The sequence below is a fragment of the Streptomyces sp. NPDC001002 genome (assembly GCF_053599215.1).
Genome location: NZ_JBSFLV010000003.1, coordinates 143,620 through 166,543, shown reverse-complemented (window position 1 = coordinate 166,543; position 22,924 = coordinate 143,620). Strand labels below are relative to the sequence as shown.

Annotated in this window: 21 protein-coding genes; 16 read left to right on the top strand and 5 right to left on the bottom strand. The window is 71.0% G+C overall.

Going from position 1 to position 22,924, the window contains the following annotated elements:
• Nucleotides 1-58: 58 nt before the first annotated feature.
• Complete coding sequence (locus ACWDR3_RS03175; RefSeq protein WP_450350337.1) at nt 59-1,024, top strand: helix-turn-helix transcriptional regulator; 966 nt, start codon at nt 59-61, stop codon at nt 1,022-1,024.
• Here the strand turns inward: ACWDR3_RS03175 and ACWDR3_RS03170 are convergent.
• Together ACWDR3_RS03170 and ACWDR3_RS03165 are read right to left on the bottom strand one after the other, a co-directional pair.
• On the bottom strand, nt 1,000-1,284 hold the full coding sequence (locus ACWDR3_RS03170) for a DUF397 domain-containing protein (protein WP_450350336.1): 285 nt from the start codon (nt 1,282-1,284) through the stop codon (nt 1,000-1,002). The two genes, ACWDR3_RS03175 and ACWDR3_RS03170, sit on opposite strands and share 25 nt — an antisense overlap.
• Complete coding sequence (locus tag ACWDR3_RS03165; RefSeq protein WP_450350367.1) at nt 1,244-2,092, bottom strand: helix-turn-helix domain-containing protein; 849 nt, start codon at nt 2,090-2,092, stop codon at nt 1,244-1,246. Before ACWDR3_RS03165 ends, ACWDR3_RS03170 begins: the two co-directional genes overlap by 41 nt.
• A 123-nt stretch (nt 2,093-2,215) precedes the next feature.
• On the opposite strand from ACWDR3_RS03165, the gene ACWDR3_RS03160 reads away from it, so the two are divergent.
• The 8 genes from ACWDR3_RS03160 to ACWDR3_RS03125 are packed head-to-tail and all read left to right on the top strand — an operon-like array spanning nt 2,216 to nt 12,391.
• Nucleotides 2,216-3,025, top strand: coding sequence for a TIGR03084 family metal-binding protein (locus ACWDR3_RS03160; protein WP_450350334.1), 810 nt, complete (start codon nt 2,216-2,218; stop codon nt 3,023-3,025).
• The gene (locus ACWDR3_RS03155; RefSeq protein ID WP_450350333.1) at nt 3,022-4,725 is read left to right on the top strand and encodes an acyclic terpene utilization AtuA family protein; all 1,704 of its coding nucleotides are present in this window, start codon (nt 3,022-3,024) and stop codon (nt 4,723-4,725) included. The genes ACWDR3_RS03160 and ACWDR3_RS03155 overlap by 4 nt, the downstream gene beginning before the upstream one ends.
• Nucleotides 4,722-6,320, top strand: coding sequence for an acyl-CoA carboxylase subunit beta (locus ACWDR3_RS03150; RefSeq protein ID WP_450350331.1), 1,599 nt, complete (start codon nt 4,722-4,724; stop codon nt 6,318-6,320). The genes ACWDR3_RS03155 and ACWDR3_RS03150 overlap by 4 nt, the downstream gene beginning before the upstream one ends.
• Nucleotides 6,321-6,327: 7 nt before the next feature.
• On the top strand, nt 6,328-8,184 hold the full coding sequence (locus ACWDR3_RS03145; RefSeq protein ID WP_450350329.1) for an acetyl/propionyl/methylcrotonyl-CoA carboxylase subunit alpha: 1,857 nt from the start codon (nt 6,328-6,330) through the stop codon (nt 8,182-8,184).
• Between the two features lie 56 nt (nt 8,185-8,240).
• The gene (locus tag ACWDR3_RS03140) at nt 8,241-9,404 is read left to right on the top strand and encodes an acyl-CoA dehydrogenase family protein (RefSeq protein ID WP_450350327.1); all 1,164 of its coding nucleotides are present in this window, start codon (nt 8,241-8,243) and stop codon (nt 9,402-9,404) included.
• Between the two features lie 29 nt (nt 9,405-9,433).
• Nucleotides 9,434-11,002, top strand: a complete 1,569-nt coding sequence (locus tag ACWDR3_RS03135) for a 4-coumarate--CoA ligase family protein (protein WP_450350325.1) — start codon at nt 9,434-9,436, stop codon at nt 11,000-11,002.
• Nucleotides 10,999-11,778, top strand: a complete 780-nt coding sequence (locus tag ACWDR3_RS03130) for an enoyl-CoA hydratase family protein (protein ID WP_450350323.1) — start codon at nt 10,999-11,001, stop codon at nt 11,776-11,778. The genes ACWDR3_RS03135 and ACWDR3_RS03130 overlap by 4 nt, the downstream gene beginning before the upstream one ends.
• Nucleotides 11,779-11,785: 7 nt before the next feature.
• A complete protein-coding gene (locus tag ACWDR3_RS03125; RefSeq protein ID WP_450350322.1) occupies nt 11,786-12,391 on the top strand; it encodes a TetR/AcrR family transcriptional regulator in 606 nt (201 codons plus the stop codon).
• Nucleotides 12,392-12,448: 57 nt separating this feature from the next.
• Here ACWDR3_RS03125 and pdxH read toward each other — a convergent pair whose 3' ends face one another.
• Nucleotides 12,449-13,117 carry a pyridoxamine 5'-phosphate oxidase gene (pdxH, locus tag ACWDR3_RS03120; RefSeq protein ID WP_450350320.1) on the bottom strand — a complete coding sequence of 223 codons (669 nt, stop codon included), beginning with the start codon at nt 13,115-13,117 and terminating at the stop codon, nt 12,449-12,451.
• 286 nt (nt 13,118-13,403) lie between these two features.
• Here pdxH and ACWDR3_RS03115 point away from each other — a divergent pair, with 286 nt between their 5' ends.
• Nucleotides 13,404-14,516, top strand: coding sequence for a citrate synthase 2 (locus tag ACWDR3_RS03115; protein WP_450350318.1), 1,113 nt, complete (start codon nt 13,404-13,406; stop codon nt 14,514-14,516).
• Nucleotides 14,517-14,534: 18 nt separating this feature from the next.
• Here the strand turns inward: ACWDR3_RS03115 and ACWDR3_RS03110 are convergent, their stop codons facing one another.
• A complete protein-coding gene (locus ACWDR3_RS03110; protein WP_450350316.1) occupies nt 14,535-15,482 on the bottom strand; it encodes an isopenicillin N synthase family dioxygenase in 948 nt (315 codons plus the stop codon).
• Nucleotides 15,483-16,027: 545 nt separating this feature from the next.
• Here ACWDR3_RS03110 and ACWDR3_RS03105 point away from each other — a divergent pair.
• From ACWDR3_RS03105 to ACWDR3_RS03095, 3 genes are all read left to right on the top strand, one after another.
• Nucleotides 16,028-16,795 (top strand): GNAT family N-acetyltransferase, encoded by a 768-nt coding sequence (locus ACWDR3_RS03105; RefSeq protein WP_450350315.1) that lies wholly within the window; start codon nt 16,028-16,030, stop codon nt 16,793-16,795.
• Nucleotides 16,788-17,228 carry a GNAT family N-acetyltransferase gene (locus ACWDR3_RS03100; RefSeq protein ID WP_450350314.1) on the top strand — a complete coding sequence of 147 codons (441 nt, stop codon included), beginning with the start codon at nt 16,788-16,790 and terminating at the stop codon, nt 17,226-17,228. Before ACWDR3_RS03105 ends, ACWDR3_RS03100 begins: the two co-directional genes overlap by 8 nt.
• Before the next feature lie 139 nt (nt 17,229-17,367).
• A complete protein-coding gene (locus ACWDR3_RS03095) occupies nt 17,368-18,774 on the top strand; it encodes a PAS domain-containing protein (protein ID WP_450350313.1) in 1,407 nt (468 codons plus the stop codon).
• Between the two features lie 65 nt (nt 18,775-18,839).
• Here the strand turns inward: ACWDR3_RS03095 and ACWDR3_RS03090 are convergent, their stop codons facing one another.
• A complete protein-coding gene (locus ACWDR3_RS03090) occupies nt 18,840-19,595 on the bottom strand; it encodes an SIS domain-containing protein (RefSeq protein WP_450350311.1) in 756 nt (251 codons plus the stop codon).
• 294 nt (nt 19,596-19,889) lie between these two features.
• Between ACWDR3_RS03090 and ACWDR3_RS03085 the strand changes: the two genes are divergently transcribed.
• The 3 genes from ACWDR3_RS03085 (at nt 19,890) to ACWDR3_RS03075 (ending at nt 22,815) form a co-directional block, all read left to right on the top strand.
• On the top strand, nt 19,890-20,582 hold the full coding sequence (locus tag ACWDR3_RS03085; RefSeq protein ID WP_124004016.1) for a metal-dependent transcriptional regulator: 693 nt from the start codon (nt 19,890-19,892) through the stop codon (nt 20,580-20,582).
• 551 nt (nt 20,583-21,133) lie between these two features.
• Nucleotides 21,134-22,069, top strand: a complete 936-nt coding sequence (locus ACWDR3_RS03080) for an alpha/beta fold hydrolase (protein ID WP_450350309.1) — start codon at nt 21,134-21,136, stop codon at nt 22,067-22,069.
• A 71-nt stretch (nt 22,070-22,140) separates the two neighbouring features.
• A complete protein-coding gene (locus ACWDR3_RS03075; RefSeq protein ID WP_450350308.1) occupies nt 22,141-22,815 on the top strand; it encodes a VanZ family protein in 675 nt (224 codons plus the stop codon).
• Nucleotides 22,816-22,924: the final 109 nt, after the last annotated feature.

The window sequence follows — 22,924 nt, the reverse complement described above, 5'->3', positions numbered from 1 at the left end:
ACCAGCCTGACCGGGATATGCGCCGCATCCTGTCGCGATTCCCGGAGAAAATCGGGGTGTGACCCCGGATCGCTTCTTCAGCCTGATGCTGCTCCTCGAATCGAGGGACGCCGTGACCACACAGGAACTCGCCTCGGCGCTCGGGGTGTCCCTTCGCACCATCACCCGAGACCTGAACTGGCTCCGCGACGCCGGTCTGCCGGTGACCGCACACCGGGGCCGCCTCGGAGGCGTGACCATGCTGCCGGGGTCCGGACTCGACCTCACGCGCCTCACTCCGGGCGAGCGTGATCACCTGTCGCTCACCGGGCTGGACGAGAAGCAGCGTGCGGAGCTCGACGCATCGGCCGAAACTCGCCGCGCGCTCGCCAAGATCGCCGCCGCACAGCCACGCCGAGTCCTTGAACTCCTGCCGCTCACCGACGTGGTGCACGTGGACAGCCGTCCCTGGCGTCAGACACGAGCTTCCGGCACGACCCCGGCTTCGCTGATCGGCCCGGTGCGGCGAGGCCGCCGGCTACGGATCGAGTACGACAGCCCACGCGAGCCACGCCCGCGCGACCTGGTCGTGGATCCCTACGGGCTGTTCGCCAAGGCCGGCAACTGGTACCTCGTCGCCGACCGTGCCCGAGTGCCACGGATGTACCGACTCGAACGGATCACGACGTGGAAGGAAGTCGACCAGCCACGACGGATCCGCGAGAACCAGACCCTGGCAACCGTCGCCGCAGCGCTCGTTGACCAGTGGGAGCGCAGCCATGCGATAGAGGTCAGCGCCACCATCGACCAGGCCCAGTTCGAGCGGGCGCAACGGATCTTCGGCCTACGACTCGTCCCGGACGACCAGGAAGAATCCGCCCCCGGCCGCAAGGTGACGATCCGCTTCCCGCATCTGGAGGACGTGCGAGCACTACTGCCGTTCGGAAGCGCCATCACCGTGCACGGCCCCACCGAAGCGAGGGCTCACCTCCGCGACCTCGCCACGGATCTTGCCCGTCACTATGCGCCGTCACCAACGTCCTGACGCATACCGCGAACGAAGGCGGTGAAGGCGACAGGGGTGAGGGCGAGGACCCCGGCCGAGGGGTTCTTGGAATCGCGGACGGCTATGTGGGGGGTGAGGTCGGCGACCTCGATGCACTGACCTCCGGTGTCTCCGCTGTAAGAGGACTTGTGCCAGGTGGCGGAGCCGAGGGGCGCGCACTCGACGCAGTCGCCCCCGGTGTCCCCGCTGTACGACGACTTACGCCAGGTCGCGCCCGTCAGGTTCCGGTTGGTTGCCATACCGCTCCTCCATCACACGGGCGATCAGAGCCGCCGAGTCGTCAACGGAGAGCGCGGCGGCCTGTAGATGATCGTAACGGACCGAACCCTCCTTGACGGCTTCCGGATTGGCCGTCATGTGCCCCTGCACGAAGTCCTCGGTGTAGACGATGTCGGGGTCGTTGGCGAAGCGCAGAAGGTTGAAGGAACCCATCAGGCCCGTGTGCGCTCCCGCGCTGAACGGGAGGATCTGGATCTCCAGCCACCGCCGCTTCTGCATCGCCAGGATGTGCGCCAGTTGCTCGCGCATGACCTCCCGGCCACCCACCCCCTGATGCAGCACCGCCTCACTCAACACCACCCACATCACGGGCGGTTCGTCCCGATCCAGGATCCGCTGGCGGTCCAGCCGAGCTGCGACCTTGCCGTCGATGTTGCCTTCGTCCCGCGTGCCGAGCACCGCGCGAGCGTACGCGGGTGTCTGGAGCAGGCCGTACACCAACTGGGCCTGAAAACTGGAGATGTAGGCCGCCTTCGCCTCCATGTCCGCATACGGCTGAAACCAGTTCGGCAACTGACTCCGCAGCACCAGCCCAACCAGCCGAGAGAACGTCCCGTCCGTCCCCAACCCCGCGTCAACCCGTTCGGAGAACTCCCGCGTAGGCACCTTCAGCGTCGTCTCGATCTGCCCGATCAGTGATCCCGAACAGAAGACGATCGAGCCCAGTTGCGCCAGCGTCAGCCCCGCCGCCTCCCGATGCCGGCGCAGCTCATACCCGTAGTAATCCAACGGCGACGCGCTGGGGTCGAGCTCCCGCATGTTGGCCACAGTCACCACCACCTCCCATCACCGAGCGTAGCCAAGACGTCGCGCACCGGTACTTGAGTTGTGGAAAATCAAATCAATACAAGCACGCTTGATTGTTTCTGGCGTCGCTGCCATGCTCCTCCCATGGCCGACCCCACGCCCGTCATCGACGACCTGCGCGCGGAGAGCGAGGAACTCGACGCGCTCGTGGCCGAGTTGCCCGCGGAACGCTGGGCGCTCGCGACCCCCGCCCCCGGCTGGACCGTCGCTCACCAGATCGCGCATCTCGCCTGGACCGATCACCACTCCGTGCTGGCCGTGACCGACCGGGAGGCCTTCTCCCGTGAGGTCGAGAAGGCCCTGGCCGAACCCGGCGACTTCGTCGACAACGGGGCGGAGGAGGGGGCCGGGAAGGCACCGGCGCAGTTGCTCGCGGACTGGCGGGCAGGGCGTGAGGCCTTGGACAACGCCTTGCGCGCCGCTCCCGACGGTGCCCGATTCCCCTGGTACGGGCCGCCCATGGCCACCGCCTCCATGGCCACCGCCCGCCTCATGGAGACCTGGGCCCATGGCGGAGATGTCGCCGAGGCGCTCGGTGTCGACCGCACCCCCACCGACCGGCTCCGGCACATCGTCCGGCTCGGCGTCCGGACTCGGGACTACGCGTTCGGCGTGAATGGAGCGCAGCCGCCGTTCGAGGAGTTCCGGATCGAACTCGTCGCGCCCTCGGGGGACTTGTGGGTCTACGGCCCCGAGGACGCCACCGACCGCGTCACCGGCCCCGCCCTCGACTTCTGCCTCCTCGTCACCCAGCGTGCCCACCGCACCGACCTCGCCCTGCACGCCGACGGCCCCGACGCCGACCGCTGGCTCGACCTCGCCCAGGCCTTCGCAGGGCCGCCAGGACCCGGCCGCGCCCCGAAGGGTTCCTCCCCGAAGGGAACCGGCCAGTGACTGCGCCTGAGGTTCGCCCTCTCCGCATAGGCAACGCCTCCGGCTTCTACGGCGACCGTTTCGACGCCCTGCGCGAGATGCTCACCGGCGGCGAACTGGACGTCCTCACCGGCGACTACCTCGCCGAACTGACCATGCTGATCCTGGGACGGGACCGGCTCAAGGACCCGTCCGGCGGCTACGCCCGTACCTTCCTGCGCCAGTTGGAGGAGTGCCTCGGCCTCGTCCACGAGCGCGGGGTGAAGATCGTCAGCAATGCCGGTGGGCTCAATCCGGCCGGACTCGCGGTCCGAGTAAGGGAGTTGGCCGACCGGCTCGGCATCCCCGTTCGTGTCGCCCACGTCGAGGGCGACGACCTCACCGCCGCCCACCCCGGCAGCCTCGCCGCCCACGCCTACCTCGGCGGCTTCGGTATCGCCGAGTGCCTGCGGCAGGGCGCGGACATCGTCGTCACCGGGCGTGTGACGGACGCGGCCCTGGTCACCGGTCCCGCCGCCGCCCACTTCGGCTGGCAGCCGGGGGAGTACGACCGCCTCGCGGGCGCCGTCGTCGCCGGGCACGTGCTGGAGTGCGGGACCCAGGCCACCGGCGGCAACTACGCCTTCTTCGCCGAGAAGTTCGCCAAGGCTCCCGGAGACCTCCGACGCCCCGGCTTCCCCCTCGCCGAGATCCACGAGGACGGCACCTGCGTCATCACGAAACACCCCGGCACCGGCGGCCTCGTCGACGTCGGCACGGTGACCGCCCAGTTGTTGTACGAGACCCAGGGCGCCCGGTACCTCGGCCCCGACGTCACCGCTCGTCTCGACACCATCTCCCTCACCCAGGACGGCCCGGACCGCGTCCGCGTCGACGGCGTGCGCGGCGAGGCCCCGCCGCCCACCCTCAAGGTCGGCCTCAACCGCCTCGGCGGCTTCCGCAACGAGGTCGCCTTCGTCCTCACCGGCCTCGACATCGAGGCCAAGGCCGCCCTCGTGCGCGAGCAGATGGAGCCCGCGCTCGCCAAAGTCGCCGACGCACGCTGGGAGTTGGCCCGCACCGACCGCCCCGACGCCGACACCGAGGAGACGGCCAGCGCACTGCTGCGGCTCGTCGTACGGGATCCGGAGGAGCGGGCGGTCGGACGTGCGCTGAGCGGGGCGGCGGTGGAACTGGCCCTCGCGAGCTACCCCGGCTTCCATGTCCTCGTCCCGCCCGGAAAGGGCTCGCCCTACGGGGTCTTCGAGGATGCGTACGTTCCCCAGGGCGACGTAGCCCACGTGGCGGTGCTCCCCGACGGGCGACGGATCCCGGTGGCACCGGCCCCCGAAACCGTCGTACTGGAAGAGCCGCCGCAGCCCCCGCTCCCCGAACCGCCGCCCCCGACCCCCACCCGCCGCGCCCCCCTCGGCCTCGTCGCCGGCGCCCGCAGTGGTGACAAGGGTGGGAACGCCAACGTCGGTGTGTGGGTGCGGACCGACGAGGCCTGGCAGTGGCTCGCGCACACCCTCACCGTCGAGCGGTTCCGCGAACTGCTGCCGGAGACCGCCGACTTGACCGTCGTGCGGCACCCGCTCCCCAATCTCCGCGCCCTGAACTTCGTCGTCGAGGGAATCCTCGGCGCGGGCGTCGCCGCCCAGCACCGCTTCGATCCGCAGGCCAAGGCCCTCGGCGAGTGGCTGCGCTCCCGCCACCTGGACATTCCGGAGGCCCTCCTGTGACGGTCATCGACTCCTCTCTGGACATCAACAGCCCCGACTACCGCGCCAATCGCGAGGCCCTCCTCGCCAAGCTCGCCGACCTCGACGCCGAGCACGCGAAGGCGTTGGCCGGTGGCGGGCCCAAGTACGTCGAACGGCACCGCAAGCGCGGCAAGTTGCTCGCGCGGGAGCGCATCGAGCTGCTGCTCGATCCGGACACGCCCTTCCTTGAGTTGTCGCCGTTGGCCGCCTGGGGCAGCGACTACGCCGTCGGCGCCTCGCTCGTCACCGGGATCGGGGTCGTCGAGGGCGTGGAGTGCCTGATCACCGCCAACGACCCGACCGTGCGCGGCGGAGCCAGCAATCCCTGGTCGCTGAAGAAGGCCCTCCGGGCGAACGACATCGCGCTCGCCAACCGGCTGCCCTGCATCAGCCTGGTGGAGTCCGGCGGGGCCGATCTGCCGTCCCAGAAGGAGATCTTCATCCCCGGGGGCGCCATCTTCCGTGATCTGACCCGGCTTTCGGCCGCCGGTATCCCGACCGTCGCCGTCGTCTTCGGGAACTCCACCGCCGGCGGCGCCTACATCCCCGGCATGTCCGACCACGTCATCATGGTCAAGGAGCGCGCCAAGGTCTTCCTCGGCGGCCCGCCCCTCGTCAAGATGGCGACCGGCGAGGAGAGCGACGACGAGTCGCTGGGCGGCGCCGAGATGCACGCGCGCGTGTCGGGGCTCGCGGACTACTTCGCCGTCGACGAGCAGGACGCGCTGCGCCAGGCACGGCGCGTGGTGGCCCGCCTCAACCACCGCAAGGCGTACGAGGATCCCGGTCCGGCCGCGCCGCCCAAGTACGACGAGGAAGAGCTGCTCGGCGTCGTACCGGGCGATCTGCGGGTCCCCTTCGACCCGCGCGAGGTCGTCGCCAGGATCGTCGACGGCTCGGACTTCGACGAGTTCAAGCCGCTGTACGGGACGAGCCTGGTGACCGGGTGGGCGACCCTGCACGGCTATCCCGTCGGCATCCTCGCCAACGCGCAGGGGGTGCTGTTCAGCCAGGAGTCCCAAAAGGCCGCGCAGTTCATCCAGTTGGCCAACCAGCGCGACATCCCGCTCCTCTTCCTGCACAACACCACCGGCTACATGGTCGGCAAGGAGTACGAGCAGGGCGGCATCATCAAGCATGGCGCGATGATGATCAACGCGGTCAGCAACAGCCGCGTACCGCATCTCTCCGTGCTGATGGGCGCCTCGTACGGGGCCGGGCACTACGGCATGTGCGGGCGGGCGTACGACCCGCGCTTCCTCTTCGCCTGGCCCAGCGCCAAGTCCGCCGTCATGGGCCCGCAGCAGCTCGCCGGCGTCCTGTCGATCGTCGCCCGCCAGTCCGCGGTCGCGAAGGGCCAGCCCTACGACGACGACGCGGACGCGGCCCTGCGCGCCATGGTCGAGCAGCAGATCGAGTCCGAGTCGCTGCCGATGTTCCTGTCCGGGCGGCTGTACGACGACGGCGTCATCGACCCGCGCGACACCCGAACCGTCCTCGGCCTGTGCCTGTCCGCCCTCCACACCGCGCCCTACGAGGGCGCGCGCGGTGGCTTCGGCGTCTTCCGGATGTGAGGTCCCAGTGAGTGATTCCATCGCTTCCGTCCTGGTGGCGAACCGGGGCGAGATCGCCTGCCGGATCTTCCGCACCTGCCGTGAACTCGGCATCCGCACGGTCGCCGTGCACTCCGACGCGGACGAGAACGCGCTCCACGCACGCGTGGCCGACGCGGCCGTACGGCTGCCGGGGTCCACACCCACGGAGACGTACCTGCGCGGCGAGTTGATCGTGAAGGCGGCCGTCGCGGCGGGCGCCGACGCCGTGCACCCCGGCTACGGCTTCCTCTCCGAGAACGCCGACTTCGCACGCGCCGTCCTGGACGCGGGACTTGTGTGGATCGGGCCGCCCCCCGAGGCCATCGAGGCGATGGCCTCCAAGACTCGCGCCAAGCAACTGATGGGCCTGGAGCCGCTCAAGGAGGTCACCGAGGCCGACCTGCCCGTCCTGGTCAAGGCGGCCGCGGGCGGTGGCGGACGCGGTATGCGGATCGTCCGCGAACTGGCCGCCCTGGACGAGGAGTTGGCCGCCGCCCGCGCGGAGGCCCTGAGCGCCTTCGGCGACGGTGAGGTCTTCGTCGAGCCCTACGTGGAGGACGGCCGCCACGTCGAGGTGCAGATCCTCGCCGACACCCACGGCACGGTGTGGGCCCTCGGTACCCGGGACTGCTCCCTCCAGCGCCGCCACCAGAAGGTGATCGAGGAGGCCCCGGCACCGGGCCTCTCCGAGGAACAGACGCGGGAACTGCACGAGTTGGCGGTACGCGCCGCCCGCGCGGTCGCCTACGAGGGCGCCGGAACGGTCGAGTTCCTGGTCGCTCCCGACGGCAAGGCCCACTTCCTGGAGATGAACACCCGCCTCCAGGTCGAACACCCGGTGACGGAGGCCGTGTTCGGAGTGGACCTGGTGGCCCTGCAACTACGAGTCGCCGAGGGCGAGCCCCTCGAAACCACCCCACCCCCCGCCCGCGGCCACGCCATCGAGGCCCGCCTCTACGCCGAGGACCCGGCCCACGACTGGACCCCGCAGACCGGCACCCTGCACCGCCTCGCCGTACCGGACTCCGTCCGCCTCGACACCGGCTACACCGACGGCGACGACATCGGCGTCCACTACGACCCCATGCTCGCCAAGGTCGTCGCCCACGCACCCACACGCACGGAGGCCGTCCGCAGACTCGCCGGCGCCCTGGAGAACACGGCCGTCCACGGCCCGGTCACCAACCGCGACCTCCTCGTACGCTCCCTGCGCCACAAGGAGTTCACGACCGCGCAGATGGACACGGGCTTCTACGACCGCCACCTCACGTCACTCACGGAGCCCACACCCGACCCGCACGCCCCTTTGGCCGCCGCCCTCGCCGACGCCCACGGCCGCTCCCGCTTCGGCGGCGGCTGGCGCAACCTCGCGTCACAGCCCCAGATCAAGCGATACGCGATGAACGGCACCGAGCACGAGGTCCACTACCGCCACACGAGGGAGGGCCTGAGCGCGGACGGGGTGCGGGTGGTACATGCCGACGCCGACCTCGTAGTCCTCGAAGTGGACGGTGTGCGGCGGAAGTTCGAGGTCGCGAGGTACGGCGACCAGGTCTACGTGAACACGACCGCGCTGACCGCTCTACCCCGCTTCCCCCTCCCGACCACCCAACTGGCCCCCGGCTCCCTGCTGGCCCCCATGCCGGGCACGGTGGTCAAGGTCGCCGAGGGGTTGGAGGTAGGGGCAACGGTCCAGGCGGGCGAGCCGATTCTGTGGCTGGAGGCAATGAAGATGCAGCACAAGATCGAGGCCCCGGTCACAGGAACACTGACGGCTCTACACGCCGTGACGGGCCAACAGGTAGAGCCAGGCTCTCTATTGGCAGTAGTGCAGCCAACTTAGGGGCGCGGGGAACTGCGCGACCAGCCACACACAACCCGCACCCCGAAGGAATCGGAATGACCCACATAGAATCCGAAGAACACAAGGCCCTCCGAAACGCCGTCGCCGCCTTCGGCAAACGCTACGGCCGCGACTACATGACGGACATCATCGACTCCGGCGGCTACCCCAAAGAACTCTGGCTGGAAGCAGCCAAGTTGGGCTACCTCGGCGTCAACCTCCCCGAGGAATACGGAGGCGGCGGCGGAGGCATAGCGGAACTCTCAATCGTCCTCGAAGAGCTCGGCACCGCAGGCGCCCCCCTCCTCATGATGATCGTCTCCCCGGCAATCTGCGGCACGGTGATCGCCCGCTTCGGCACAGCGGACCAAAAACAGGAGTGGCTCCCCGCGCTGGCGGACGGCACCCGCACCATGGCCTTCGGCATCACCGAACCCGACGCCGGCTCCAACAGCCACCGCATCACCACCACCGCCCGCCGCGACCCGGACACCGGCGACTGGTTCCTCACCGGCCGCAAGGTCTTCGTCTCGGGCGTCGACATCGCGGACGCGACCCTGATCGTCGGCCGGACGGAGGACGCCCGCACGGGCAACCTCAAGCCCTGCCTCTTCATCGTCCCGCGGGACGCGCCCGGCTTCACGCGCCGGAAGATCGACATGGAACTGCACGGCGCGGAGAAGCAGTTCGAGCTCGCCCTGGACGACGTACGACTGCCCGCCGAGGCGCTCGTCGGCGACGAGGACGCGGGCCTGCTGCAACTGTTCGCCGGGCTCAACCCCGAGCGGATCATGACCGCCGCGTTCGCGATCGGCATGGGCCGCTACGCCCTCGCACGTGCCGTCGAGTACGCGCGCGAGCGTGCCGTCTGGAAGACCCCCATCGGCGCCCACCAGGCCATCGCGCACCCCCTCGCCCAGGCGCACATCGATCTCGAACTCGCCCGCCTGATGATGCAGAAGGCCGCCCACCTCTACGACGCCGGGGACGACGTCGGCGCGGGGGAGGCCGCCAACATGGCGAAGTACGCGGCCGGAGAGGCCTGTGTGCGGGCGGTCGACCAGGCCGTGCACACCCTCGGCGGCAACGGCCTCACCCGTGAATTCGGGCTCGCCACATTGATAACCGCCTCGCGCGTGGCTCGTATTGCTCCGGTGAGCCGGGAGATGATTCTCAACTACGTCTCCCATCAGACCCTGGGCCTGCCCAAGTCGTACTGATCCGGCACGACGACGTGCGAGGAGGAACCGTGTTCCGCAGCGAGTACGCAGACGTAACCCCCGTAGAACTCCCCATCCACGAGGCGGTGTTGGGTGGGGCCACCGGGTTCGGTGACGCGCCCGCCCTGATCGACGGCACGGACGGCACCACGCTCTCGTACGAGCAACTGGACCGGTTCCACCGGCGGATCGCCGCCGCGCTCGTGGAGACGGGCGTGCGCAAGGGTGATGTGATCGCGCTGCACAGCCCGAACACGGTGGCCTTCCCGACCGCCTTCTACGGGGCCACGCGCGCGGGGGCGTCGGTCACCACCGTGCACCCGCTGTCCACGCCCGAGGAGTTCGGCAAGCAGCTGACGGACTCGGCGGCCCGCTGGATCATCACCGTGTCACCGCTCCTGGAGACCGCTCGCCGGGCCGCCGAACTCGCGGGCGGGGTCGAGGAGATCCTGGTCTGCGACAGCGCGCCCGGGCACCGCTCGCTCATCGACATGCTGGCGTCCACCGCCCCCGAGCCGGAGGTCGACATCGACCCGGTGCAGGACGTGGCCGCCCTCCCGTACTCCTCGGGGACGACCGGGATACCCAAGGGCGTCATGCTGACCCATCGTCAGATCGCCACGAATCTGGCCCAGATGGACCCGCTCGTCCCGACCGGGCCCGGCCAACGCATCCTCGCGGTTCTGCCGTTTTTCCACATCTACGGTTTGACCGCCCTCATGAACGCGCCCCTGCGCCGGGGCGCCACGGTCGTCGTGCTGCCCCGCTTCACCCTTGACAGCTTCCTCGCGGCGATCCAGAACCACCGCATCACCGGCCTGTACGTGGCCCCGCCGATCGTCCTGGCCCTGGCCAAGCACCCGTTGGTCGAGCAGTACGACCTGTCGTCGCTGCGGTACATCATCAGCGCCGCCGCCCCGCTGGACGCCAAGCTCGCCGCCGCCTGCGCGCAGCGGCTCGGCCTGCCGCCCGTCGGCCAGGCCTACGGCATGACCGAGCTGTCCCCGGGCACGCACATCGTCCCCCTCGACGCCATGCACGCGGCCCCGCCCGGCACGGTCGGCAAGCTCGTCGCCGGCACCGAGATGCGGATCGTCACCCTCGACGACCCCGACAAGGACCTCGACATCGGCGAGCCCGGCGAGATCCTCATCCGCGGCCCCCAGGTCATGAAGGGCTACCTCGGCCGCCCCGACGACACCGCCGCGATGATCGACGCGGACGGCTGGCTGCACACCGGCGACGTCGGCCATGTCGACGCCGACGGCTGGCTGTTCGTCGTCGACCGGGTCAAGGAGCTCATCAAGTACAAGGGCTTCCAGGTGGCACCCGCGGAACTGGAGGCCCTGCTGCTCACCCACCTCGGCATCGCCGACGCGGCGGTCGTCGGCCGCTACAACGACGACGGCAACGAGGTCCCGCACGCCTACGTCGTCCGCCAGGAAGCCGCCCTCGACCTCTCCGAAGGAGAGGTGATGATGTACGTCGCCGAACGCGTCGCCCCCTACAAGCGCGTCCGCAACGTCACCTTCATCAAGGAGGTCCCGCGGGCCGCCTCCGGCAAGATCCTGCGCCGCGAACTCAGGGAGCGCCTGTGACACTGATCGGACGGACACGCGCGCGTGGCGTCGAGACCCTCACGCTCGACTCCCCGGCCAACCGCAACGCCCTGTCGGCCGCCCTGGTGGGCGAGTTGGCGGACGCGCTGACGGACTGCGCCAAGGACGCCGAGGTGCGCGCGATCGTCCTCACCCACACCGGCAACACCTTCAGCGCGGGCGCCGACCTCAAGGACCCGCCGCACCCGGACGCCCTGGTGGGCCTGCTCCGGCAGCTCGTCGAGCTGCCCAAGCCGGTCGTGGCCAGGGTCACGGGACACGTGCGTGCGGGTGGCCTCGGCCTTCTCGGCGCCTGTGACATCGCGGCGGCCTCGACCGCGTCGACGTTCGCGTTCACCGAGGTGCGGATCGGCGTGGCCCCCGCGGTCATCTCCCTGCCGCTGCTGCCCCGCACCGACCCCCGCGCACTCGCCCGCTACTACCTGACCGGCGAGCGCTTCGACGCCCCCGAGGCCGCCCGCATCGGCCTGCTGACCGCGGCGGGCGAGGACGTGGACGTCGTACTGGAACCCGTCCTTGACGGTCTGCGGCGGTCCTCGCCGCAGGGTCTGGCCGAGACGAAACGGCTGCTCACGGCTAGGGTGCTGGAGACGTTCGACCGGGACGCGGCCGAGCTCACCGCGCTCTCGGCCCGGCTGTTCGCCTCCCCGCAGGCCCGCGAGGGGATGACGGCCTTCCTGGAACGACGGGATCCCGCGTGGGTGGATCCGGCATGGACGGATCCCGCGGGGACGGACTCCTCAGGGACGGTGTGAGCACGCGATGGGTGTGAGTACGGCGGAACGCGACCGCGCTCCCAAGCAGGACCGCAGCCGGGCCACCCGGCAGCGGCTCCTGGAGGCCGCCGTGGCCTGTCTCGCCGAGTACGGCTGGGCGGGCTCGACGGTCTCGGTGGTCGCCGAACGCGCCGGCGTCTCCCGCGGCGCCGCCCAGCACCACTTCCCGACTCGCGAGGACCTCTTCACGGCGGCCGTCGAGTACGTCGCAGAGGAACGCTCCACGGCCCTGCGCGCGCTGTTCCCGGAGGGCGCGGGCGAAGACCGGCGGGTGGTCGTGTCGGCCCTCGTCGACCTCTACACGGGCCCCCTCTTCCGGGCCGCCCTGCACCTGTGGGTCGCCGCCTCCGACGAGGAGCAGCTGCGCCCGCGGGTGACGGAGCTGGAGGCCCGCGTCGGCCGCGAGACCCACCGCATCGCCGTCGAGCTGCTGAACGCCGACGAGTCCAGGCCGGGCGTGCGCGAGACCGTCCAGGGCCTCCTCGACATGGCCCGCGGCCTGGGCCTGGCCAACCTGCTCACGGACGACGGGCCGCGCCGCGACCGCGTGGTGGCCCAGTGGGCGGCCCTGCTGGATGAGGCGCTGGGCTGAGCGGCCCTGCTGCCCGGTCCCGTTGTCAGTGGCGGGAGTTACGTTTCAGACATGTCGTCACGGACTGAGCCGCTCCACCCGCCAGCCGCCGGCCGGCTCGGCCGTGTACCGCAGCCGGTCGTGCAGCCGGTTCTCGCGGCCCTGCCAGAACTCCACCGACCGCGGGGCCACCCGGAAGCCGCCCCAGTCCGGCGGGACGGGCACCTGCTCGCCCTCGGGGTAGCGGGCGACGAGCTCGGCGTAGGAGGCGTCGAGCTCCGCGCGGGAGGCGATGACGCTGGACTGCGCGCTGGCCCAGGCACCGAGCTGGGAGCCGTGCGGGCGGGTGCGGAAGTACGCGGCTGTCTCGTCGCGGCCGGTGCGCCGGGCCACACCCGAGACGATGACCTGGCGGGCCATCGGATGCCACGGGAAGAGCAACGAGACGTACGGATTCTCGGCGAGGTCGGTCGCCTTGCGGGAGCCGTAGTTCGTGTAGAAGACGAAGCCCTGCTCGTCGAAGTGCTTGAGCAGCACCGTACGGGAGCCGATCCGGCCCCCGGCGTCCGCCGTGGAGACGACCATGGCGTTCGGTTCGAAGAGCTGCGCCTCGGTCGCGGCCTGCTGGAACCAGCGGGCGAACTGCTCCACCGGGGTGGCGGCCAGGTCGGCCTCGGCGATGCCCTCGGCGCGGTACTGCTTGCGCATCGTGGAGGGATCGAGGGGGACGGCGTCTCGGTCGGTCACCTTGTCATCCTGCCGTATCGCGGGTGCCGTCCGACGAGGTGTCCACGACAGTCGAGTGGCACTCAGTGCCGCAGGGGCTCCCCAAAGGTGGCACTCCGGGATATCGTGCTGATGCCGTTCCGGTTGGGTGACCACCAGCCGCACGGGGCATCACCAGGACGGCCACACGGGCCGCGAGTCGGGACCGACCGCGGATCCACCGGCCGAGTCGCAGTTTCCACCGTATGACACATGGTCTTCCCACCCCATAACACCATCTGTCGCACACATCACGAGGAGCCGCCTGATGTCCGACTTCGACACCTCCTTTGTGCCTGGACTTGAGGGAGTCGTCGCGTTCGAGACGGAGATCGCCGAACCGGACAAGGAGGGCGGCGCTCTGCGGTACCGGGGCGTCGACATCGAGGATCTGGTCGGCCACGTCTCGTTCGGCAACGTCTGGGGCCTGCTCGTCGACGGCGCCTTCAACCCCGGCCTGCCGCCCGCCGAGCCCTTCCCGATCCCCGTGCACTCCGGTGACATCCGGGTGGACGTCCAGTCCGCGCTGGCCATGCTCGCGCCCGTGTGGGGCCTCAAGCCGCTGCTCGACATCGACGAGCAGCAGGCCCGCGACGACCTCGCCAGGGCCGCCGTCATGGCCCTGTCCTACGTCGCCCAGTCGGCCCGCGGCCAGGGCCGGCCCATGGTGCCGCAGAGCGAGATCGACAAGGCGCAGTCCGTCGTGGAGCGGTTCATGATCCGCTGGCGGGGCGAGCCGGACCCCAAGCACGTGGCCGCCGTCGACGCCTACTGGACCTCCGCCGCCGAGCACGGCATGAACGCGTCCACCTTCACCGCCCGCGTGATCGCCTCCACCGGCGCCGACGTCGCCGCCGCCCTCTCCGGCGCCGTGGGCGCGATGTCCGGCCCGCTGCACGGCGGCGCCCCCTCCCGCGTCCTCGGCATGATCGAGGAGATCGAGCGGACCGGCGACGCCGAGGCGTACGTCAAGCAGGCCCTCGACAAGGGCGAGCGCCTGATGGGCTTCGGCCACCGCGTCTACCGCGCCGAGGACCCCCGCGCGCGCGTGCTGCGCCGCACCGCCCGTGAGCTGGGCGCCCCGCGCTTCGAGATCGCCGAGGCCCTGGAGAAGGCGGCCCTGGCCGAGCTGCACGCCCGCCGCCCGGACCGCGTCCTCGCCACCAACGTCGAGTTCTGGGCGGCCATCGTCCTGGACTTCGCGGAGGTCCCGGCCCACATGTTCACGTCGATGTTCACCTGCGCCCGCACCGCGGGCTGGTCGGCGCACATCCTGGAGCAGAAGCGCACCGGCCGCCTCGTACGGCCGTCCGCGCGGTACATCGGCCCCGGCACCCGCAATCCGCAGGAGATCGAGGGGTACGGCGACATCGCGAACTGACCGACACCGCAACGGAGTTCACGCGGGGGTCAGGAGCCCCGCGTGATGCCGTTCCGCCACCAGCGGGTGCGCCCGCAGCTTGCCCTTCAGCTCGTGGTGGCCGTACTCGGCGAAGAGCGGGTTCGCCGGGTCGGCGGTCACGCCCGGGGCGGCGGAGGCGTACGGGAACGGGAGCGGGTCGATGCGGGCGTCCAGGCGCGGGTTGTAGAAGAACGGCACGGAGAACCGCTCGGCGGCGCCGGGCGGAGACACCACCCGGTGGTCGGTGGCGATCAGATATCCGTCGGTCGCCACCTCCAGCAGCTCACCCAGGTTGACCACGAACGCCGGCTCCAGCGGCGGCACATCGTGGTTCTGCATCAGCAGGGTCAGAAAGCCGTGGTCCTTGTGGGCCCCCGCGCGACGCCCGACTCCGCCACTGCCCGGGTACCGGTACCGCACGAGCTTCAGATGCGGGTGCGCGTGCTCGCCGAGCACCGGGTCGTAGAAGTCGCCGGGCGCCCCGATCGCGGTGAGCAGTTCGCGCAGCAGCCGCCGGGCGACCCCACTCAGCCGGTCGATCCAGGCCAGCGCTGCGGTACGGAGTTCGGGGAGGGCGGCGGGCCACTGGTTTGGGCCCTGCAGCCACCAGTAGGCGGGCTCGCCCGTCACCGGCACGCGGACGGGCCGCTCGGCGCCTATGTCCAACCGGTCCCGCGTATAGCCGCGGAAGTGGGGCGAGTTGACCTTGTCGAGGGCGAGCCGGTCGGCCTCGGGCAGCCGGAAGAAGGCGCGCGTGGCCCGGAGGAGCGCGTCGGTCTCGGCGGCAGTGACCCCGTGCCCGACGAGCTGGAAGAAGCCCACGTCATGGGCGGCGCTGTGCAGTTGGGCGTGGAGCAGCGCCCGGGCCTGGGGGCCGCGATCGGCGGCGGAGAGGTCGATGATCGGGAGCTGGTCGTAGGACGGAGCCGTCGCGGGGTGCGTCATGAGAGGCGTCATGAGATGCGTCCGAAAGGAGAAGAACGAGCGAGCGGGGGCTGGGTCAGGCGGAGCGCCGACAGCCCGTACTGGTGACGCGCACGTAGTCCACGTGCCGACGTCGAACAAGTATCGGAAGCATTGGCCCAGACTACTGCGAGCCGAACGATCCGTACCCCGCGCGGACTTACCACCGGGGACTCCGTCAGGAACGCGGACGGACCCTGCGGACGAACCGTGTAGACGAACCGTCAGGAACGCAGACGACCCGCGAGCTCGGGTCCCCCGCCTGGCGGCGGAGGAGCCGGCCGGACGTACCGGCGAGCTCGCGGGTCGGGTGACTGCACTGGATTGGGCCGGCCGCGTGTATCTCGCACACGCTGGTCCGGCACCGCACAGGGTGGGGTGCTGGGCCGCTAGCCCGCAGCCACCTCGCGCGTCCGGGTTTCACTCATGTACCCGATCACCTCCTTTCATGCGTGGGCCACACACTAGGAACCGATCGAGGACCGTTCAACCGATTTAACGCAAAGGCGTGCGCCTACGATCACCGCATGAATCGAAGTGACCCATCGGGGCCGGTCGTGGCCGCGTACGCCGCCGTGTTCGAGAAGCTGTCCGCCGCCACCACGGGCCGCACACGCCGCGGCCCCGACGGGACGGTCCTGGCGGTCTCCGGTGCGCGGATCGCCTCACTGAACGCGATCATCAGCCCGTCCCCGGACCCGAGCGCCGACGAGATAGCCGCCCTGGCGGCCTCCGAGAGCCCCTGGGAGCTGCCCTGGAGCATCCACGTCCGCGGGGTGCCGACCCCGCCCGTCACCGCGCTGGCGGCCCGCCACGGCCTGACCCGCTTCACCCGGGAGCCCCTCATGGTGCGCCACCCCGACCAGGGCCTCCCGCCGGAGCCGGACATCGACTCCCTGGTCGTGCGGCCCGTGGCGGGCGACGAACTCGGTCTCTACGCCAGGACCCTCGCGGACGGCTTCGAGGTACCGCGCGACCTGTTCGACCTGCTCACCGACCCGGCGCTGGCGAAGGTCGACGGCATGACGTTCTACCTGGCGGAACTGGACGGCGTACCGGTGGGCACGGGCATGGCGGCCGTCTCCGGCGACCTGACGGGCCTCTTCAACATCACCACCCTCCCGGCCCACCGCAAGCGCGGCTACGGCCGGGCCATCACCCTGGCAATGGTCCGCGCGGGCTTCACCGCCGGAGCCACCACCGCCTACCTCTACGCCAGCGAGATGGGCGAGCCCGTGTACAAGGCCGCCGGCTTCCGCGCCGAGGAGTACCTGACGGTGATCACCGGTGAGTGATCTCCGTATCGAGACCGTGCGCGGCGACGCCATGCTGGAGCAGTGGCGGCACGTCCACAACGTGATCGTGCCGCCGGCCGCGATGGACCTGGCCGACGCGCGGGAGCGGTCGGAGCGGTATCTGCTGGAGAACGCCTACGTCGGGGACGTCCTCGTCGGGTGCTCCACCGTGCGGCCGCCGGAGGAGGCGGGCGGCACGGCGACCGTCATCGCGCGCGTGCTGCCCGAGCACCGGCGACGCGGCTACGGGACGGTCCTGTACGAGAAGGGACTGGCCCACGCGCGCGTGCTGGGCGCCGGGGCGGTCGAGACGTGTGTGCTCGCCGTGAACGAGGACGGGCTGCGGTTCGCCGCGGCGCGTGGTTTCGTCGAGTTGGAACAGTACGTACTGGATGGGATGTCGGATGTGTGGATCGACCTGAGACTGGGGTAGGCGCAGCCGGACAGCGGCGTACAACGATTCTCTCAATCTTGGGGAACTCGGTGTGGGCTGCGTCACGTTGAAGTTAGATGATTGCGAGTGAGCGAACCGGCGCGCCGTACGTGCGGACGCAGCTTGGCAGGGGGTCCAGGTGAGTGCTTCCCGGCGTAGTGGGGCCACCGACGAACTCGGGCCCGATGAGCCCGAGCGGGCCGGCCCCGTGGGCCCAGACGGCTCGGACCTGCTCGCGGCGCTGCTGGACGGCATGGACGCGGCACTCTGCGCCTTCGACGCGGACGGTGTCGTCACCCACTGGAACCGCGAGGCGGAGCGGATCCTGGGCTGGACCGCGGCCGAGGCCGTGGGCCGGCACGGGTTCGCCGGCTGGGCCGTGCGCAGCGCCGACGCCGAGGAGGTCGAGGCGCGGCTGATGTCCGCCATGGAGGCCCCGGGCCGCCAGGTGCACGAGTTCGCGCTGCTGACCAAGGACGGCGGGCGCGTGCTGGTGCGCACCCAGTCCGCCGCCGTGCGTGGCCCCGACGGGAAGCCCGCCGGGGTGTACTGCGCCTTCAGCGAGGTGCACACCCAGATCGACCTGGAGCGGTCCATCGCGCTCAGCGAGGCCCTCTTCGAGGACGCCTCCTGGGGCGTCGTGCTCGTCGACGCCGACCTGCGTCCCGCCGTGCTCAACGCGCACGCGGCCCGCTCGCTCGGCATCGGCCGCACCTCCGCGCTCGGCCGCCCCCTCGGCGAACTGCTCGCCCAGGGCGTCGAGGAGCTGGAGAGCGCCCTCACCCATGTGCTCGCGGAGGGCGCGCCGCCCGCGCCCGCCGAGATCTGGGTCGGCGTGCGCACCCCCGAGGGCGAGCAGCGCCGGTGCTGGCGCTGCGGCTTCGTCCGGCTGGCCTCGCCGCTCGCCGAGGAGCCGGTGCCGCTGGGCGTCGCCTGGCTCTTCCAGGACGTCACCGAGACCAAGCAGGGCGAACAGGAGGCGGCCCAACTGCGCTTCCGCACGAACCAGTTGCACCGCGCCGCCCGGGCCGCCGCCGAGTGCGAGGACCCCGCCGAGGCGGCCACCGTCCATCTCGACTTCGCGCTCGCCGGCTTCGCCGACCACGCCCTGATCGACCGGGTGGCGGGCGGTTCGCTCGCCGACGGCGAGACGGCGGCGGCCCTGCGCCTTGTCCGGGTCGCGGCCACGCCCTCCGGGGCGCCCGGGCCCAGCCTGCTGACCGGGCGGGCCGGGCTGCCGGTGCGGTACGCGCAGGGGCACCCCGCGCTGCAGTGCGTGGAGCGGACCGGGTCGGTGCGGGCCAGCGTGGGCGCGGTGCCGCCCGAGCAGGCCCGCGAGTGGGCGGCGGCCCGCCAGTGGCCCACGGACGCGGTGCACGCCCTGTGCGCGGTCCTGCGCAGCCGGGGCCGCACCCTGGGCGTCGTGACGTTCCTGCGCGGCGGCGCCCGCAGCCAGTTCGAGCGCGCGGACGCGGTGTACGCGGAGGACGTGGCGGTCCGGATCGCGGTGGCACTGGACCTGGCGGGGGCGACGGAGAAGACGTAGCGCGCGGGCCCCTGCCCCCAGACCCCGTATCCCCGAGACCCCGTACCCGCGGCCGCGTACCGCCTCTACCGCTGGTAGAAGATCCGGTCCGCGTACTCCTTGAAGACCCGCCCGTTCCACTCGTGGCCGCCGTCCACGTTGCCCGACCGCAGCAGCGGGGGTTCGATGCCGCGGTCGGCCAGGGTCGCGGCGGTGGTGGCCATGACGGACTGGAGGATCGCCGAGGTGACGACCGTGGAGGCGGGGGCGAAGGGCGCCGGGATGGTGTCGAGGGTGAGTTCCGCGTCGCCGATCGAGATCTTCGAGTCGAGCACGACATCGCAGTGGTCGCGCAGATAGGTGCCGGAGACGTGCCGGGACCGGGTCTCGGACGCGTACGCCACCGAGGTCAGGCCGATGACCTTCACACCGAGGGCGCGCGCGTTCATGGCCATCTCGACCGGGAGGGCGTTGCGCCCCGAGAGGGAGATGATCACCAGGGCGTCGCCCGCGCGGACCGGCGAGGTGTCCAGGACGGCGCTCGCGAGACCGTCCACCCGCTCCAGCGCGGAGCCCAGCGTGGCCGGCATCACGTCCACGCCGACCGCGCCCGGGACGGCGAGCAGGTTCATCAGGGCGAGCCCACCGGCCCGGTAGACGACGTCCTGCGCCGCGAGCGAGGAGTGCCCTGCGCCGAAAGCGAACAGGCGACCGCCCGTCGCGACGGTGTCGGCGAGCAGCGTGCCGGCCGCGGCGATGCTCTCCGCCTCCTCTTCCCGCACCCGTCGCAACAGGCCGATCGCGGCGTCGAGGAACTGGTCGGCCGGTGTGCCGTCGCTCATGCGGGTCCTTCCGGGGCGCCATGGGGCGGTCTGTGTCGCGGATCACGGTGCGGTCTGGACCAGTGCCCTGTCAATACGGCGGTGAGGCACCGGCGGGACGGTGGTGCAGCGCTCGTCGCCGCACAGGCGACGTACCTGTGCGAATGTCGACGCAGACACCGCGGTGCCCCGCGTAACGCCTTGGTTTCAACGGCGCGGCACGGTTGTCAGTGCTATGCGTCAGAATTGAATCCAGGGCCAGCGCACGCGCCGGGAAGCCGTGGCGCTTCCGGCAGATCTCATCGAGGGGCACGTATGTCCGGACTGATCGACACCACGGAGATGTATCTCCGCACCATCCTCGAGCTGGAGGAGGAAGGTGTGGTCCCCATGCGCGCCCGGATCGCCGAGCGGCTGGACCAGAGCGGACCGACCGTCAGCCAGACCGTGGCGCGCATGGAGCGTGACGGACTGGTGTCCGTCGCCACCGACCGCCACCTGGAGCTGACGGACGAGGGCCGCAGGCTGGCCACGCGCGTGATGCGCAAGCACCGGCTGGCGGAGTGTCTGCTGGTCGACGTGATCGGCCTGGAGTGGGAGCAGGTGCACGCCGAGGCCTGCCGCTGGGAGCACGTGATGAGCGAGGCGGTGGAGCGCCGCGTCCTGGAGCTGCTGCGCCACCCCACCGAGTCGCCGTACGGCAACCCGATCCCGGGCCTGGAGGAGCTGGGCGAGAAGGACGGCGCCGACCCGTTCCTGGACGAGGGCATGGTCTCGCTGGCCGACCTCGACCCCGGCCTGGACGGCAAGACGGTCGTGGTGCGCCGGATCGGCGAGCCCATCCAGACCGACGCCCAGCTCATGTACACGCTGCGTCGGGCGGGCGTGCAGCCCGGCTCGGTGGTGAGCGTGACGGAGTCGGCGGGCGGAGTGCTGGTGGGCAGCGGTGGAGAGGCCGCCGAACTGGAGGCGGACGTCGCCTCGCACGTGTTCGTCGCCAAGCGCTGAGCGAGCGCCGAGCAAGCGGCGAACAGGCACCGAGCGAGCGCCGAGAGCGTTTTCCCGCGTCAACTGCCGTGATACGGATGGCAGTTGCGAGGCTCCAAGATTCAGTCCGTCGAATCGCAGCGCTCGGACGTTTCGCGTGCAAGGCTGTCGCGTGAGGCATATGACCTGAGGGGGCGGGAAGATGTGCCGGAGACGTGCGGAGGGCCCCGGCGCCTTACGGCGCCGGGGCCTGTCCTCCCCTGTGCTGACCCGGAGCCCCGAGCTCCCAGGGTCAATCCCCTCGGACCGTTTTCCCCGAGTGGTCCGCCTCCCGCTCAAGATCTCCCCTCGGCAGCGGCGATCATTCCTTGAGGGGGGTCACTCAAACGAGGGGTGTTGCTCACGGAGAGAGTAATTTCGAATGCCCATTCGATACTCTGCGAGTGACGCGAAACGCGGAATGTGCGCTTCAGGAGTGAGCGCGGAAAGGCAGCTGCACGGCAAGGCAGGACACGGTGCACAGGGCCGACGGCTCGTTCGGTCCGAGCGGAGCTAGGGGGGTGCCAGGACCAATGGCGCGGCGCATCGACGTGACCGGAGCGGGCGGCGTACGCCTCGCGGCCTGGGAGTTCGGCGACCCTCCCAAGACCGACCCGGCCAAGCTCGTACCTGACCAGCCCGGCCCCCTGGACCGACCCGGTTTCCCGGAGCGGACCGGCGAGGCGGCCGGCGCCGAGGACACACCAGGCGTGCTCTTACTGCACGGCCTGATGGGCCGCGCCTCGCACTGGGCGTCCACCGCCCGCTGGCTCTCCGGACGCCATCGCGCCGTCGCGCTCGACCAGCGCGGCCACGGCCAGAGCGACAAGCCCCCACAGGCCTCCTTCACCCGCGAGGCATACGTCGAGGACGCGGAGGCCGCTCTCGAACAGCTCGGCCTCACCCCGGTCGTCCTGGTCGGCCACGCGATGGGCGCGCTGACCGCCTGGCAGCTCGCCGCCAAGCGGCCCGACCTGGTCCGGGGCGTGGTCATCTGCGACATGCGGGCCTCCGCACTCGGCGCGGCCTCGCAGCGGGAGTGGGCGGACTGGTTCAGGGCGTGGCCGATGCCGTTCGCCACGCTGGCCGACGTACGCAAGTGGTTCGGCGAGGACGACCCCTGGGTGGAGCGGCCCAATCCCGCGCGCGGCGAGTTCTACGCCGAGGTCATGCACGAGTGCGCCGACGGCTGGCGGCCCGTCTTCGACCCCGACCAGATGCTCAAGACCCGGGAGACCTGGGTGTACGACGCGCACTGGGAGGAGCTGGCGCAGGTGCGGTGTCCCGCGCTGGTCGTGCGCGGGCTGGACGGGGAGCTGGGCCGCGCCGAGGCGCAGGAGATGGTGCGGGTGCTGCCGCGCGGGGAGTACGCGGAGGTGGCCGACGCCGGGCATCTGGTCCACTACGACCAGCCCGAGGCCTGGCGGGCGGCCATCGAACCGTTCCTGGACGCGGTGCTCACCGTCTGAGACGGGACGCCCGGAGCAGGCGTCGGGAAACGGATACGCCCGCGATACGACCGCCCGTCTTCAATGAGGGCATGGACAACAGCACCTCCCTGCCGACCCGGGCTCCGCTCCCGGCCCCGGTCCCGCCCCGTCGTACGCGCGGGACGGTGATCGTCGCTCTCGCGGTCCTCGGCGTGGCGGCGCTCGCCGTGTTCGGCCCGCTGCGCGTGGTGCTGCGGATGCTGTCCATGCCGCTGCACTCACGGGAGTCGTTCGTCTGGTTCGGCACGTTCAACGGCATCGCCCTCATCACGGTGATCGCGCTGCCGCTCGCCGCGCTGACGGCGTGGGCGCTGGCCCACCGCCGCGCCGCCGCCGGCGTCCCGTCGCCGTGGCGGAAGTCGCTGGCCGAGGTCGGCATGGTCTACGGGACCGTGCCGTGGGTCTGGATGATCCTGCTGCCGGGCGACGAGAACGGCGCCGTCCTGAGCCTCGTACCGCTGCGGGACCTGGCCACGATGGACCGGGGCCAGATCATCGGCAACCTGCTGGTCTTCGCGGCCCTGGGCTTCCTCGCCCCGCTGCGGTTCACGGCACTCGCGTCGGTCTGGCGGGTCCTGGCGCTCGGGGCGGCCTGCTCGGTCCTGGTCGAGACCGCGCAGTACGTCCTGCGCCTGGACCGGGTGTCCTCCGTGGACGACGTGCTGCTCAACGCGGCCGGCGCCGGGCTGGCCGCGCTGGCGTCACGACCGTGGTGGCGTGCATGACCGTGGTGGCGTGTACGACCGCGGTGGCGTGTACGACCGCGGTGGCGCGCGACGCCCGAACCTTCGTAGAACTCAAGGACGTGCCGGGTTCGCATACGTCGGCGATATC